The sequence below is a fragment of the Flintibacter muris genome (assembly GCF_943192995.1).
Classification (GTDB): domain Bacteria; phylum Bacillota; class Clostridia; order Oscillospirales; family Oscillospiraceae; genus Lawsonibacter; species Lawsonibacter muris.
Window position 1 is genome coordinate 26,586 of the sequence record NZ_CALPCP010000020.1, and the last position, 14,787, is coordinate 41,372.

General features: G+C 59.0%; 9 protein-coding genes. 4 read left to right on the forward strand and 5 right to left on the reverse strand.

Features of this window, described 5'->3' with window-relative positions:
* The first annotated feature begins 114 nt into the window (after nt 1-114).
* The 4 genes from gpmI to NFS22_RS14590 all read left to right on the forward strand — a co-directional run bounded on the left by gpmI (nt 115) and on the right by NFS22_RS14590 (nt 3,848).
* Nucleotides 115-1,629 carry a 2,3-bisphosphoglycerate-independent phosphoglycerate mutase gene (gene gpmI, locus NFS22_RS14580; RefSeq protein WP_251318444.1) on the forward strand — a complete coding sequence of 505 codons (1,515 nt, stop codon included), beginning with the start codon at nt 115-117 and terminating at the stop codon, nt 1,627-1,629.
* Between the two features lie 72 nt (nt 1,630-1,701).
* Nucleotides 1,702-3,003, forward strand: coding sequence for a phosphopyruvate hydratase (eno, locus tag NFS22_RS14585; RefSeq protein ID WP_251318445.1), 1,302 nt, complete (start codon nt 1,702-1,704; stop codon nt 3,001-3,003).
* A 404-nt stretch (nt 3,004-3,407) separates the two neighbouring features.
* Nucleotides 3,408-3,542, forward strand: a complete 135-nt coding sequence (locus NFS22_RS23750; protein ID WP_277614779.1) for a hypothetical protein — start codon at nt 3,408-3,410, stop codon at nt 3,540-3,542.
* A 105-nt stretch (nt 3,543-3,647) separates the two neighbouring features.
* On the forward strand, nt 3,648-3,848 hold the full coding sequence (locus tag NFS22_RS14590) for a hypothetical protein (RefSeq protein ID WP_251318446.1): 201 nt from the start codon (nt 3,648-3,650) through the stop codon (nt 3,846-3,848).
* A gap of 49 nt (nt 3,849-3,897) precedes the next feature.
* Here NFS22_RS14590 and rpoC read toward each other — a convergent pair whose 3' ends face one another.
* The 5 genes from rpoC to NFS22_RS14615 all read right to left on the reverse strand — a co-directional run bounded on the left by rpoC (nt 3,898) and on the right by NFS22_RS14615 (nt 14,702).
* Complete coding sequence (gene rpoC, locus NFS22_RS14595; RefSeq protein WP_251318447.1) at nt 3,898-7,608, reverse strand: DNA-directed RNA polymerase subunit beta'; 3,711 nt, start codon at nt 7,606-7,608, stop codon at nt 3,898-3,900.
* A gap of 20 nt (nt 7,609-7,628) precedes the next feature.
* A complete protein-coding gene (gene rpoB / locus NFS22_RS14600; protein WP_251318448.1) occupies nt 7,629-11,516 on the reverse strand; it encodes a DNA-directed RNA polymerase subunit beta in 3,888 nt (1,295 codons plus the stop codon).
* 353 nt (nt 11,517-11,869) lie between these two features.
* Nucleotides 11,870-12,781, reverse strand: a complete 912-nt coding sequence (locus tag NFS22_RS14605) for a C40 family peptidase (protein ID WP_251318449.1) — start codon at nt 12,779-12,781, stop codon at nt 11,870-11,872.
* 68 nt (nt 12,782-12,849) lie between these two features.
* Nucleotides 12,850-13,140: a hypothetical protein gene (locus NFS22_RS14610; RefSeq protein ID WP_251318450.1), complete on the reverse strand. Its 291-nt coding sequence runs from the start codon at nt 13,138-13,140 to the stop codon at nt 12,850-12,852.
* A gap of 152 nt (nt 13,141-13,292) precedes the next feature.
* The gene (locus NFS22_RS14615) at nt 13,293-14,702 is read right to left on the reverse strand and encodes an MATE family efflux transporter (protein WP_251318451.1); all 1,410 of its coding nucleotides are present in this window, start codon (nt 14,700-14,702) and stop codon (nt 13,293-13,295) included.
* Nucleotides 14,703-14,787 lie beyond the last annotated feature (85 nt).

Sequence of the window (14,787 nt, forward strand, 5' to 3'; positions counted from 1 at the left end):
CTGCGCCCTACGTCTCTGCGCCGGATTTGAGTCTCTTACCCGGCCTCCGGCCTTTGTCGGAGGTGCGGGACGCGCAGAGATGAGGTTTTCAGCAATAAAAGAAAGGGCTGTTTTATGAAAACACCTACTACTTTGATTATTATGGACGGATTTGGAGTGGAGAACCCCTCCGCAGGCAACGCGGTGGTTAACGCTCCCACCCCCAACCTGGACAAGTTTTTCTCCCAGTGCCCCCACAGCAAGCTGTCCGCCTCCGGGCTGGACGTGGGCCTGCCTGACGGCCAGATGGGCAACAGCGAGGTGGGCCACACCAATATCGGCGCGGGCCGGGTAGTGTTCCAGGATCTGCCCCACATCAGCCGGGACATTGAGAGCGGGGTCTTCTTTGAGAACCCCGCTTACCTGGAGGCCATGGACAACTGCCGGGAGTGGGGCTCCGCCCTGCACCTGATGGGCCTGCTGTCCGATGGCGGCGTCCACAGCCATATCACCCATCTGTTTGCTCTGTTGAAGATGGCCCAGGACCAGGGCCTGAAAAAGGTCTATGTCCACTGCTTCCTGGATGGCCGTGACGTGCCGCCCTCCTCGGGCAAGGGTTACGTGGAGCAGCTCCAGGCCAAGATACAGCAGCTGGGGATTGGTCAGATTGCCACTGTTATGGGCCGCTACTACGCCATGGACCGGGATAAGCGGTGGGACCGCCTCCAGAAGGCCTACGACGCCATTGTCTGCGGCCAGGCCCCCTTCGTGGCCGACGCCGCTGAGGCCGTCCAGGCCTCCTACGACGCAGGCATTACAGATGAGTTTGTAGTCCCTGTGGTGTGCGCCAAGGATGCCCACCTTCGGGACAACGACTCGGTGATTTTCTTCAACTTCCGCCCTGACCGGGCCCGGGAGATCACCCGCTGCCTGGTGGACGAGGACTTCAATGATATTGACCGCAAGACCGGCTTTATCCCCGTGGACTTTATCTGTACCACCGAGTACGACGCCACCATGCCCAATGTGACGGTGGCCTATCCCCGGCAGAAGCTGCAAAACATCTTTGGGGAGTACATCTCCAACCTGGGCCTGACCCAGCTGCGTATTGCCGAGACAGAGAAGTACGCCCATGTGACCTTCTTCTTCAACGGCGGCGTGGAGCAGGTCTTCCCGGGGGAGGACCGGTGCCTTATCAACTCCCCCAAGGTGGCCACCTACGACCTCCAGCCTGAGATGTCCGCCTATGAGGTCACCGAGGAGGCGGTAAAGCACATTCTCAGCGGCAGCTATGACGTGATTATCCTCAACTTTGCCAACTGTGATATGGTGGGCCACACCGGCGTGTATGAGGCCGCCTGCAAGGCGGTTTCCACTGTGGATGAGTGCGTGGCCAAGGTAGTGGAGGCCACCTCCAAGATGGGCGGCGTGTCTCTGATTACCGCCGACCACGGCAATGCCGAGCGGATGGTGGACACCGACGGCTCCCCCTTCACCGCCCACACCACCAATCTGGTGCCTTTCTGCATTGTGGGCGCCAATGTCACCTTGCGGGACGGTCGCCTGTGCGACATTGCCCCCACCATGCTAGACCTGATGGGCCTGGAAAAACCGGCCGAGATGGACGGACAGACCCTGATTGCCCAGTAAAATTTGTTGACCCGGCGGGTGGTCCCGCCTTACCCAAATGATATCCGACAATTTGAAAGGAGATCAAACACCATGAAGCAGATGATCGAAATCGTAGACGTAATCGGCCGCGAAATCCTGGATTCCCGCGGCAACCCCACCGTTGAGGTAGAGGTTTACCTGGAAGACGGCACCATGGGCCGCGCGGCTGTTCCCTCCGGCGCTTCCACCGGTATCTATGAGGCCTGTGAGCTCAGGGACGGTGACAAGAGCCGTTATCTGGGCAAGGGCGTGCTGAAGGCTGTGGAGAGCGTGAACACCGAGATCGCCGAGGCCCTCATCGGCACCAACGTGCTGGACCAGACCGCCATCGACAAGATGCTCATTGATCTGGACGGCACCGCCAACAAGGACCGCCTGGGTGCCAACGCCATTCTCGGCGCCTCCCTGGCCTGCGCCAAGGCTGCCGCCAACGCTCTGGGCACCTCCCTGTACAACTATATCGGCGGCGTCAACGCCAAGCAGCTGCCCGTCCCCATGATGAACATCCTCAACGGCGGCGCTCACGCCACCAACAACGTGGAGATCCAGGAGTTCATGATTATGCCTGTCTCCGCCCCCTCCTTCCGTGAGGCCCTGCGCCGCTGCGCTGAGGTCTTCCATCAGCTGAAAAAGACCCTGAAGGAGAACGGCACCCCCGCTGCCGGTGTGGGCGACGAGGGCGGCTACGCCCCTAACCTGAAAAAGGATGAGGACGCTCTGAAAGTGATTGTCCAGGCTATCGAGGAGGCCGGCTACAAGCCCGGCGAGGACTTCAAGATCGCTATCGACGCCGCCTCCTCCGAGTGGTGGAACGAGGAGGAGAAGTGCTATATCCAGCCCAAGAGCAACAAGAAGCTGACCCAGCAGCAGCTGGTGAATATGTGGAAGAAGTTCGCCGACACCTATCCCATCATCTCCCTGGAGGACGGCATGGCCGAGACCGACTGGGAAGGCTGGGCCATGCTGACCAAGGCCATCGGCGACAAGGTGCAGCTGGTGGGCGACGACCTGTTCGTTACCAACGTGTCCCGTCTGGCCACCGGCATTGAGAAGAAGGTGGGCAACGCCATCCTCATCAAGGTCAACCAGATCGGCACCCTGACCGAGACCCTGGACGCCATCCAGATGGCCAACCGGGCCGGCTATACCGCTATCGTGTCCCACCGCTCCGGCGAGACCGAGGACGCCACCATTGCCGATATCGCCGTAGCCCTCAACGCCGGCCAGATCAAGACCGGCGCCCCCAGCCGTACCGACCGTGTGGCCAAGTACAATCAGCTGCTCCGCATTGAGGAGGAGCTGGGCGACGTGGCTCAGTACCCCGGCATGAAGGCTTTCTTCAACCTGAAGTAAGTTTCCTGAAGCGCAGCAGGGCCGCCCAATGGGCGGCCCTGTTTTGTAAAGAATCCCTCCAACACATGCGGCAGTCGTCCACCTCCCTTTGCGAAGGGAGGCTTGGGAGCGCAGGGAAAAGAGATGTGCCAAGGTTCTCCAGATCATCAATAAAAAGAAGTAACCGTCCCAGCACTCCAAACTTGGACGGTTACATCTTTGTAACATAACGGAGAGTCCACCGTTTGCGGACGGCCACAGGCCGCCCCTGCATTTTAATTTGCGAATAGGATATTTTTATTATTTACAGAAAACCTATTGTCTTTCATGCGGGTATAAATTATAATTTTAGTGCGCGCTAAAGTGAGGTGAACCATGTGTCGCCAAGGACTGGAAGGCCGCCGAAAGGGGAGGCATCCCGTACTGTGACAATCAACATCCGGGTAACAGAGCAAGAAGCGCAGAGCATACAATACTGCGCTGATAAGTTAGGTACATCACGGATTGATGCTATCGTCAACGGGATCGAACTCCTAAAGGCTGAACTGGACAAAAAATAGAGTTTCGGCCCCCAAGCAAGGATCACCGAAACTCTAATACCATCACCCGGGAGGAATGGCAAATCTATTATGCCACAACTCCCGGTGAAAATCAAGGGAGGAAATATGGATTCAACACAGTTATACGATTTGGAGGAAGCGGTCCAGCATTTTTCAGATGGGTTGGGTGCGGTTAAGATCATGGTCATAGGTTTGGAGCAGATGAAGGATGCTAATGCAGGCGGACTTTATGCCATCTGGCGGTATCTGAATGGAGTTAACCAGGAGGTCTGCAAGCGATTAGATGTTTGTATGAAGACGGTATAGCAGAAGGGACTGCCCACATGGGCAGTCCCTTTTTCAAATCAAGGAAAAATCAGACCTCGGCTTCCTGGGTGTGGGCCTCTGCGGAGGCGGGTTCCAGCTCAAGGGTGCCGATTTCGGTAAAGAGGTCCTCCTCTTCACCCTCCTCGGCCTCAGAAATCTCGTCATCCTCGTCCACGCTGAAATCCAGGTTGACCTCCCGCTCAGGGGGGCGGCGGGACTGGGAAACCAGGTTGCCCTCGTCATCAATGACATCCGCCTGACGGTACTGAGCCAGGCCGGAGCCGGCGGGAATCAGTTTGCCGATAATGACGTTCTCCTTCAAGCCCAGGAGGTGGTCCACCTTGCCCTTGATGGCGGCCTCGGTGAGCACCTTAGTGGTCTCCTGGAAGGAGGCGGCGGACAGGAAGGACTCGGTGGCCAGGGAGGCCTTGGTAATACCCATCAGCAGCCGGGTGCAGGTGGGCAGGACCAGATTCTGGCCCAATTCGTCCTTCTCACCGGCGTCAATGCGGGCCTGAATGGCGTCCTGAGCATCCAGGAAGTCCACCAGGTCAATGGTGGAACCGGACAGCAGGTCAGAGCTGCCGGACTCCTCCACCCGCACCTTGCGCATCATCTGGCTGACAATGACCTCAATATGCTTGTCGTTGATGTCCACGCCCTGCTGACGGTAGGGCTTCTGGACCTCGCAGATCAGGTAATTGTGGCAGTCGGACAGGCCGCGGATACGCAGTACGTCGTGGGGGGACAGAACGCCGTCAGTAAGCTGATCGCCCTTGGATACCACGTCGCCCTCCTTTACCCGGATACCGGAGGAGTAGGGCAGGGCATAGGTGACCACCTCGCCGTCGTTAGCGGTGATGGTGACGTTGCACATGACGTTGCGCTTGGTCTCCTCCAGGGATATCCGGCCGCTGATTTCGGCCAGTTGGGCCATCTTTTTGGGCTTGCGGGCCTCGAACAGCTCCTCAACACGGGGAAGACCCTGGGTAATGTCGCCGCCGGCCACGCCGCCGGTGTGGAAGGTACGCATGGTCAGCTGGGTGCCCGGCTCGCCGATAGACTGTGCGGCGATAATGCCCACGGCCTCACCGGCGCCCACAGGCTCACCAATGGCCAGGTTGATGCCGTAGCATTTGGCGCACACGCCGCTGCGGGCGCGGCAGGTAAGGACGGAGCGAATCTTGACCTGCTTCAGGCCGTGAGCCTCCAGAGTAATGGCGTCGTCCTTGAGCAGCATGGTGTCCTTGGTGAAGAGAACCTCGCCGGTGGCGGGATCGACAATATCCTCGGTGGGGTAGCGGCCATGAATGCGCTCGGCAAAGGTCTCAATGACCTGGCCGTGCTCCTCAATCTCGCTGACCAGGATGCCATCGCGGGTGCCGCAGTCCTCCTCACGGATGATGACCTGCTGGGACACGTCCACCAGACGGCGGGTCAGATAGCCCGAGTCGGCGGTACGCAGGGCGGTGTCGGCCATACCCTTTCGGGCGCCTCTGGAGGAGATGAAGTACTCCAGAACAGACAAACCCTCACGGAAGTTGGCCTTGATGGGGATTTCAATGGTACGGCCGGCGGTATCAGCCATCAGGCCGCGCATGCCGGCCAGCTGACGAATCTGAGCCATAGAGCCGCGGGCACCGGAGTCGGCCATCATAAAGATGGGGTTGTACTGGTCCATAGACTCCTGAAGGGCATCGGTAACGTCCTTGGTGGTCTTCTCCCAAGCGGAGACAGTAAGGCGGTAGCGCTCGTCGTTGGTGATAAGGCCCCGGCGGTACTGCTTGTCAATGCGGACAATTTCCTTCTCCGTGTCGCCAATGAGCTCGTATTTCTTGGAGGGGACGGTCATATCAGCAATAGCCACGGTGAGGGAGCCCACGGTGGAGTAGTGATAGCCCAAGTCCTTGATGGCGTCCAGCATTCCGGCGGAGGTGGTAAAGCCGTGCTTGCTGATGCATTTGTCAATAATTTTGCCCAGCTGCTTCTTGCCAACCACAAAGTTGACCTCCGGGTCGAACATAGCCTCGGGATCGGTGCGGTCCACAAAGCCCAGATCCTGGGGGATGGCCTCGTTATAAATAAGGCGGCCCACAGTGGTCTTTACCAGCTTGTGGCGCGTCTCGCCGTCCACCTCCCGGTACAGGCGCACCTGGATGGGGGTGTGGAGGGTGACAATGCCAGCGTCATAGGCCAGCATGGCCTCGTCCTTGTCGGCAAAGGCGTGGTTGACGTCGCCCTCGTCCCGGCTGTAGGTCAGGTAGTAGGCGCCCAGAATCATGTCCTGAGAGGGGATGGTCACCGGGCCGCCGTCCTGGGGACGGAGCAGGTTGTTGGCCGACAGCATCAGCACCCGGGCCTCGGTCTGGGCCTCGGCGGACAGAGGGACGTGGACAGCCATCTGGTCGCCGTCAAAGTCGGCGTTGAAGGCGGTACACACCAGGGGGTGGAGCTTGATGGCCCGGCCCTCTACCAGCACAGGCTCAAAGGCCTGGATACCCAGACGGTGCAGGGTGGGGGCGCGGTTGAGCATGACGGGGTGGTCCTTGATGACAAATTCCAGGGCGTCCCACACGGCGGCCTCGCCCTTTTCCACCATCTTTTTGGCGGCTTTGATGTTGTTGGCCAGGCCGTCATCCACCAGCTTCTTCATGACGAAGGGCCGGAACAGCTCAATGGCCATTTCCTTGGGCAGACCGCACTGATAGATTTTCAGGGAGGGGCCCACCACAATAACCGAGCGGCCGGAGTAGTCCACCCGCTTGCCCAGCAGGTTCTGACGGAAGCGGCCCTGCTTGCCCTTGAGCATGTCGGACAGAGATTTGAGGGCCCGATTGTTGGCGCCGGTGACGGCCCGTCCCCGGCGGCCATTGTCAATGAGGGCGTCCACCGCCTCCTGGAGCATCCGCTTCTCGTTGCGGACAATGATGTCAGGGGCGTTGAGCTGGATCAGCCGATTCAAACGGTTGTTCCGGTTGATAACCCGGCGGTACAGGTCGTTCAGGTCGGAGGAGGCGTACCGTCCGCCGTCCAGGGGGACCATGGGCCGGATTTCCGGGGGGATGACAGGCAGAACGTCAATAATCATCCACTCAGGCTTGTTGCCGGAGATGCGGAAGGCGTCCACAACCTCCAGCCGCTTGATAATTTTGACCTTCTTCTGTCCGGAGGCGTCTTTCAGCTCCTTGCGCAGCTGTTCAGACAGCTCATCCAGATTGATCTGCTGGAGCAGTTTTTTCACAGCCTCGGCGCCCATACCGGCGTCAAAGTCGTCCTCGTACTTCTCCCGCATGTCCCGGTATTCCTTCTCGGACAGAATTTGGTTCTTGGACAGGGGGGAGAAGCCGGGGTCAATGACAATATAGGCGGCGAAGTACAGTACCTTCTCCAGAATACGGGGGCTGATGTCCAGCAGCAGGCCCATCCGGGAGGGGATGCCCTTAAAATACCAGATGTGGCTTACCGGGGCGGCCAGCTCAATGTGGCCCATCCGCTCCCGGCGGACCTTGGCCTTGGTGATCTCCACGCCGCAGCGGTCGCACACCTTGCCCTTGTAGCGGATCTTCTTATATTTGCCGCAGTTGCACTCCCAGTCCTTGGTGGGGCCAAAGATTTTTTCGCAGAACAGGCCCTCCTTCTCGGGCTTGAGGGTGCGGTAGTTGATGGTCTCCGGGCGCTTGACCTCGCCGAAGGACCACTCGCGAATCTGCTCGGGGGAGGCGATACCGATTCGGATCGCGTCAAACTCAGCGTAGCTCATGTTTTGATCTCCTCCCTATTTCAGTTATAGTCGTCTTCGGCAAAGAGGGCCTCGTCGGAGCTCTCCTCCTCGCCGACGGTAAGATCGTCGTCGTCACTTTCACCCTTGAAGCCGAAGCCCCCGGCGGAGGCAAAATCAGCGTCCGCCTGATAGCCGAAGTCGTCCTCACGGTCGTAGTAGTCGTCCCGGACGGGCTGGTAGCCGTCCTCGTCCTCATCCTTCAGCTCAATCTCACTGCCGTCTCTGTCCAGTACCTTCATGTCCAGACACAGGGATTGCAGCTCCTTAATCAGCACCTTAAAGGACTCAGGCACGCCGGGCTTGGGCACGTTCAGGCCTTTGACAATGGCCTCGTAGGTCTTCACACGTCCGGTGACGTCGTCGGACTTCACCGTCAAAATCTCCTGGAGGGTGTAGGCCGCGCCATAGGCCTCCAGAGCCCAAACCTCCATCTCGCCGAAGCGCTGGCCGCCGAACTGGGCCTTGCCGCCCAGAGGCTGCTGGGTGACCAGGGAATAGGGACCGGTAGCACGGGCATGGATCTTGTCGTCCACCAGATGGTGGAGCTTGAGGAAGTAGACGTAGCCTACCGTGACGGGGTTGTCAAACCGGCGGCCGGTGCGCCCGTCATACAGCCAGTTCTTGCCGTCCACAATGCGCAGCCGGCCCTCCTGCTGCCACTGGGCCACCTGCTTGGCGTCTGCCATCTCCTCAGGGGTGAGGGGGCGCATGGCCGGTGCGTCAGCGCCGCTGACAACGGCGGCCTTTTCGGCGGTTTCGCCCTCGTCACACAGATAGAGCTGCTTGCCAATCAGGGGCTCGTCACGGCCCACCGTCCGGGCCAGTCCGGCCAGCTTGAGGCAGTCCTGGATGTCAGATTCGTTGGCGCCGTTGAAGATGGGGGTGGCCACCTTCCAGCCCAGGGTCTTGGCGGCGTAGCCCAGATGGACCTCCAGCACCTGGCCGATATTCATACGGGAGGGCACGCCCAGGGGGTTCAGTACAATGTCCAGAGGGGTGCCATCGGGGAGGAAGGGCATATCCTCCTGAGGCAGAATGCGGGACACCACGCCCTTGTTGCCGTGGCGGCCGGCCATCTTGTCGCCCACGGAAATCTTCCGCTTCTGGGCGATATAGACCCGGACCACCTGATTGACGCCGGGGCCTAACTCGTCGCCGGCCTCCCGGGTGAAGACCTTCACGTCCACCACAATGCCAGCCTCGCCGTGGGGCACTTTCAGGGAGGTGTCACGGACCTCACGGGCCTTTTCACCAAAGATGGCCCGGAGTAGCTTCTCTTCAGCGGTGGCCTCAGCCTCACCCTTGGGGGTGACCTTGCCCACCAGGTAGTCGCCGGCCCGAATTTCCGCGCCCACCCGGATGATACCGTGCTCGTCCAGGTCTTTCAAGGCGTCGTCACCCACGTTGGGGATATCCCGGGTGATGGTCTCGGGGCCCAGCTTGGTGTCACGGGCCTCGGTCTCATACTCCTCAATGTGGATGGAGGTGAACACATCATCCTTCACCATCCGCTCGTTAAGGAGGATGGCGTCCTCGTAGTTGTAGCCCTCCCAGGTCATAAAGCCCATCAGGATATTCCGGCCCAGGGCGATCTCTCCCCGGTCGGTGGAGGGGCCGTCGGCCAGCACGTCCTGGAAGTCCACCCGCTGTCCGGCGTCTACAATGGGCCGCTGGTTGATGCAGGTGGTGTGGTTGGAACGCAGGTATTTGGTCAGGCGGTAATCCTTGGTGCCCAGCTTGGGGTCGTCGTAGGCCACGGTGATATACCGGGCGGACACCTTGGTCACAGTGCCCGGTCCCTCAGCCAGAATGGCTACCTCTGAGTCGATACAGTTCTTGTGCTCCTGGCCGGTGGCCACAATGGGGGCCTCGGGGCGGAGCAGGGGAACGGCCTGACGCTGCATGTTGGCGCCCATCAGGGCGCGGTTGGCGTCGTCGTTCTGGAGGAAGGGGATCATGGCGGTAGCCACCGACACCATCATCTTGGGGGATACGTCCACATAGTCCACCCGGTGTTTGTCCACGGAAATGGTCTCGTTGCGGTGGCGGCAGGTGACGCGTTCGTTGACCAGACGGCCCTCCTCATCCACCGGCTCGGTGGCCTGGGCAATGATATATTCGTCCTCTACGTCGGCGGTCATATAGGTGATCACGTCGGTGAGCTTGCCGGTCTCCTTATCCACCTTGCGGTAGGGGGCCTCAATAAAGCCGTATTTGTTGATGCGGGCGTAGGAGGCCAGGTAGGAGATCAGGCCGATATTGGGACCTTCGGGGGTTTCAATGGGGCACAGACGGCCATAGTGGGAGTAGTGGACGTCACGCACATCAAAGGAGGCGCGGTCACGGCTCAAACCGCCAGGGCCCAGGGCGGACAGACGGCGCTTGTGGGTCAGCTCGGCCAGGGGGTTGGTCTGATCCATGAACTGGGACAGGGGGGAGGAGCCAAAGAACTCCTTGATGGCGGCGGTGACAGGCCGGATGTTGATAAGGGACTGGGGGGTGACCACGTCCAGATCCTGGGTGGTCATACGCTCCCGGATGACACGCTCCATACGGCTGAAGCCAATGCGGAACTGATTTTGAATCAGCTCGCCCACGCAGCGCAGGCGGCGGTTGCCCAGATGGTCAATGTCGTCTGGGGTGCCAATGTTATTGGCCAGGCAGTTGAGGTAGTTGATGGAGGCCATGATGTCAGCCACAGTGATGTGGTTGGGAATCAGGTCCTCTTTGGAGCGGCGGATGGCGTCTTTTAGCTCATTGCCCTGATACTGGTCCAGCAGCTGGCACAGGACGGGGAAGGAGACCATCTCTTCAATCCCCACCTCAGCGGGGTCAAAGTCCACAAAGTCCTCCAGGCGGACCATATCGTTGGAGAACACGGTGACCAGCTTGCCGTCCACGTCCACAATGGCGCGGTTTACGCCCTTGCGGTCCAGTTCCTGGGCCCGATCACGGTTGAGAACCTCGCCCGCCTCGGCGATAATCTCGCCAGTGCGGGGGTCGGCAATGGGCTGGGCCAGCTTGCAGCCGGACAGCCGGGTCCACAGGGCCATCTTTTTGTTGAATTTATAGCGGCCCACAGTGGACAGATCATACCGCCGGTGGTCGAAGAAGGTGGCATTGATGAGGGTCTCGGCGGAGTCCAGCGTGGGGGGCTCGCCGGGACGCAGCTTGCGGTAGATTTCCAGCATGGCCTCCTCATAGGTTTTGCAGGCGTCCTTTTCCAGGGTGGCCAGAAGGCGCTCGTCCTCGCCAAACAGCTCAATCATCTCCGGATCAGTCCGGGGGCCCATGGCCCGGATGAGGCAGGTGATGGGCAGCTTGCGGTTCTTGTCAATGCGGACATAGAACACATCGCTCAGGTCGGTCTCATATTCCAGCCAGGCGCCCCGGCCGGGGATGACGGTGGTGGCGTAAGTTTTGTTGTCCGCCTTGTCCACCTCGCGGGTGTAGTACATGCCGGGGGAGCGGACGATCTGGGAGACAATGACACGCTCGGCACCGTTGATGACAAAGGTGCCGGAATTGGTCATGATGGGGAAGTCACCCATGAAGATCTCCTGCTCATTGATCTGGTTGTTCTGGGTGTTGCGCAGCTGTACGCGGACCTTGATGGGGGCGGCGTAGGTGGCGTCCCGGGCTTTGCACTCCTCCACGTCGTACTTGGGCTTCTCGTCCATGGAGAAGTCCACAAAGGACAGCTCCAGGTTGCCGCCGTAGTCTACAATGGAGCCCACATCCCGGAATACCTCTTTCAGGCCAACGTCCAAAAACCACTGGTAGGAGGTCTTCTGTACCTCCAGCAGGTTGGGCATCTCCAGGATTTCCTCGTACCGTGCGAAGCTCTTTCTCGGGGTCTTGCCGTACATTACGTCCTTGACGACCATGCTGAAAAATCAACTCGCTTTCTTCAGAATTGACGGTTGGTTGTCACATTTTTGGGCTGGATTTTGGAGAAACAGGGAAAAACTGCCGTCAGTTTGCACAATTCCGGCGAAAGGGGAGAGGGCGATACACGCGGATACGTGGATAAAATTGTGTTCTCCGCTCTTGTCAATCCACCGGGAGTGTGGTACACTGACACTGTGAATATGGAAAAGTGTCCGATTAAGAGTAAAAGGACACGAAAGCATTTTATTCTACCATAATTGGGATGGGCTGTCAAGGCCTATCCTGTTTTTTATACAAAAAAGTTCACCACCTGACGGCAGGCGGTGAACTTTTGCTTATGTATTCAAATTCAGACAATCCGGCGGCCGCCCACAAAACCGGTGGTATAATAGGCGTCGCTCATACGGCTGATGATGACACCCACCTTGGAGGTGGAGGCGTGGATAAACTGGTTGTTGCCGATGTACAGACCCACGTGGGTGGCCCGCTTGCTGGAGTTGCCCTTCTTAAAGATGACCAGGTCACCAGGCTGGAGCTCACCGCGGGAGACAGGAGTGCCATTATCCAGCTGATCGGAGGCGGAACGGTTCAGGCTATAGCCGAACTGCTTGTACACATAGGAGGTAAAGCCAGAGCAGTCAAAGCCGCTGGGGGAGGCACCGCCGTAAACATAGCGGTAGCCCAGAAACTGGAGGGCGTAGTCGGCAATCTCCTGGCCCTTGCTGGAGTTCTGGGCCTCGGCGGCATCCACTTCCCGTACATAGTCTCCGCAGACGTAGCCGGCCTCAATCTGGTACCAGCCGTCCAGCACGTCCAAAACCTCGGCAGTTCTGCCCACAGACAACTGGCCCACCCGGTCATAGTCGGTGCTGGGGCCGGTGCGGATGTTCAGGGGGCCCTGGAGGACCTTGATGTACATGGCGTCCGCAGGCTCGTCGGACTGGGCGGCGGGCTCAGCAGAGGTGGGTACGGGCTGGGCGGCCACGTCCTCGGTCACGATAAGGTAGTCAGCGGAGACATAGCCCTCGGTGCCCTTGTAGGAGACATGGTACCAGCCGGCGTCAGGCTGGTCGATCACTTCCACCTGGCTGTTGTGGGGCAGTTTGGTGAGCACGGAGCTGTCAGTGCTGGCCTGAGCGCGGAGCCGGAGGCTGCTGCCCTCAGTGTTGACGGTGCCGGTGGCGGCCAGGGCGGGGGAGACCATAGAGACGGCCAGGAGCAGGCTGGCGGTGAGGCGGGTAATAGTACGCTTGAGATTCATATTGACGTCCTCCTATTTCTATGACAAAGACGGTTATCAGCGGTACGGTATCAATTTTGTAACTTTTGTTACTTTCCGGCCAGCGCCCGGTCCAGCCAGACGGCGGCTACGTCCATTGCAGCGTACAGGCTGTCCTTTTCACTTTTCTTGACCACCCGGTCCCGGCTTTTCAGGTCCGGGTCGGTCAGCTGGAGCTGGACGGAGACCTTATCCGCCACAGACAGGCCGTCTACATCCTTGGAGGACTGAATTTGGAGCATAATAATGTATTTTTCGGCCATAGTTCCATAGTAAATAAACTTGTCTTTCCGACGCAGGGGGTGCCCCTTATAGGAAAGAGGAAGGTTTTCGTTTGCCATGATTTGCCTCCTCACAAAATAGTTACGAATCGGTTTTGGAAAACTGTAACCGAATTGTAACATAATTGTTACCGTTTGTCAAACCCTTTCCAGAAAATTCTCCAGGAAATTTTTGGCGGAAAAGGAGGACCGCCAAAGCGGTCCTCCTTTTCTTATGATACCTCCGGATGACGGCCCTCTGTGGACAGATAGGCGGGGCCGTTGCTCTGAACCTTGGCGAAGGCCCGTTTGCGGACGGCCAGCATCAGGAACAGAAAGTGAAACAGGGTAGTGACAATCCAGGAGATGGGGTAGGATACATACAGGCAGGCGGGAGTGGGGGAGAGGGGGAACACAGCCGCTACCCACACCAGCCGCAGAACGCAGGCGCCCATGATAGAGGTTATCATAGGGATTACCGAGCTGCCCAGTCCCCGCAGTATGCCCGCCAGTACCTCCATTGCGCCACATATAAAATAGGGGCGGGCGGTATACAGCATCCGCACCAGGGCCTGGCGGACCACCTCCGGTTCGCCTGGAGCGTAGATGCTTGCCAGGGGGGCGCCAAAGAAATAGGCCAGATTGCCAAAGACCAGACCGAAAAGCATGGCGAAAGCCGCGCACTGCCAGGCCACTTTGTCCACCCGGTCACATTTGGCCGCGCCGTAGTTCTGGCCCACGAAGGAGATGGCCGCCTGATGGAAGGCGTTCATGGTGACATAGACGAAGTTCTCAATATTCGCCGCTGCCGCGCCGCCGGCCACCAGCGCGGAGTCATCAAAGGAGTTGATGGAGGACTGGATTACCACGTTGGACAGAGAGAACACCACACCCTGAAATCCGGCGGGCAGGCCTACGTTTAAAATCTGGATGACCACCTTCTTCTCAAAGCCCAGCTGTTTCAGGTCCAGATGGAGGGGGCCCTCCTCCTTCATCATACACCGCACAACCAGAACGGCGGAGATATACTGGGCAATGATGGTGGCCAGAGCCACGCCGGCCACGTCCAGATGGAAGCCAATGACAAAAACCAGGTTTAAAAGCACGTTGACCACGCCGGAAAGGGTGAGGAAATACAGCGGACGCTGGGTGTCCCCCTGGGCCCGGAGGATGGCTGCGCCGAAGTTATACACCAGATTGGCGGGCATCCCCAGAAAGTAGATGCGTAAGTACACAGTGGCCAGATCGATAACGTCGGTGGGGGAGGACATCCACTCCAGCAGGCAGCGGACCATGACCACGCCAAAGAGCATCATGGCCACGCCGCTGGCCAGCGCCATAGCCATGGCGGTGTGGACGCCCCGGCTCACGTTGTCATACCGCTTGGCCCCCAGGTCACGGGACACCACCACATTGGTGCCCACCGACAGGCCCACAAACAGGTTAATCAGCAGATTGATGAGCGAGGTGTTGGAGCCCACAGCGGCCAGGGCCTCTTTGCCGGCGAACCGGCCCACTACCACCACGTCTGCCGCGTTGAACAGCAGCTGAAGCAGGCTGGAGGCCATCAGCGGCAGGGCGAAGAACAAGATTTTGTCCGCCAGCGATCCATGACACATATCAATGCTGTGATTTTTTTTCACGGCCTGCAATTCCCCTTTAGAAGATACTTGCTTTCTATCAAAGCAACCCATCTTATCACAAAGCAGCGGGGCAGTCCAGACACAA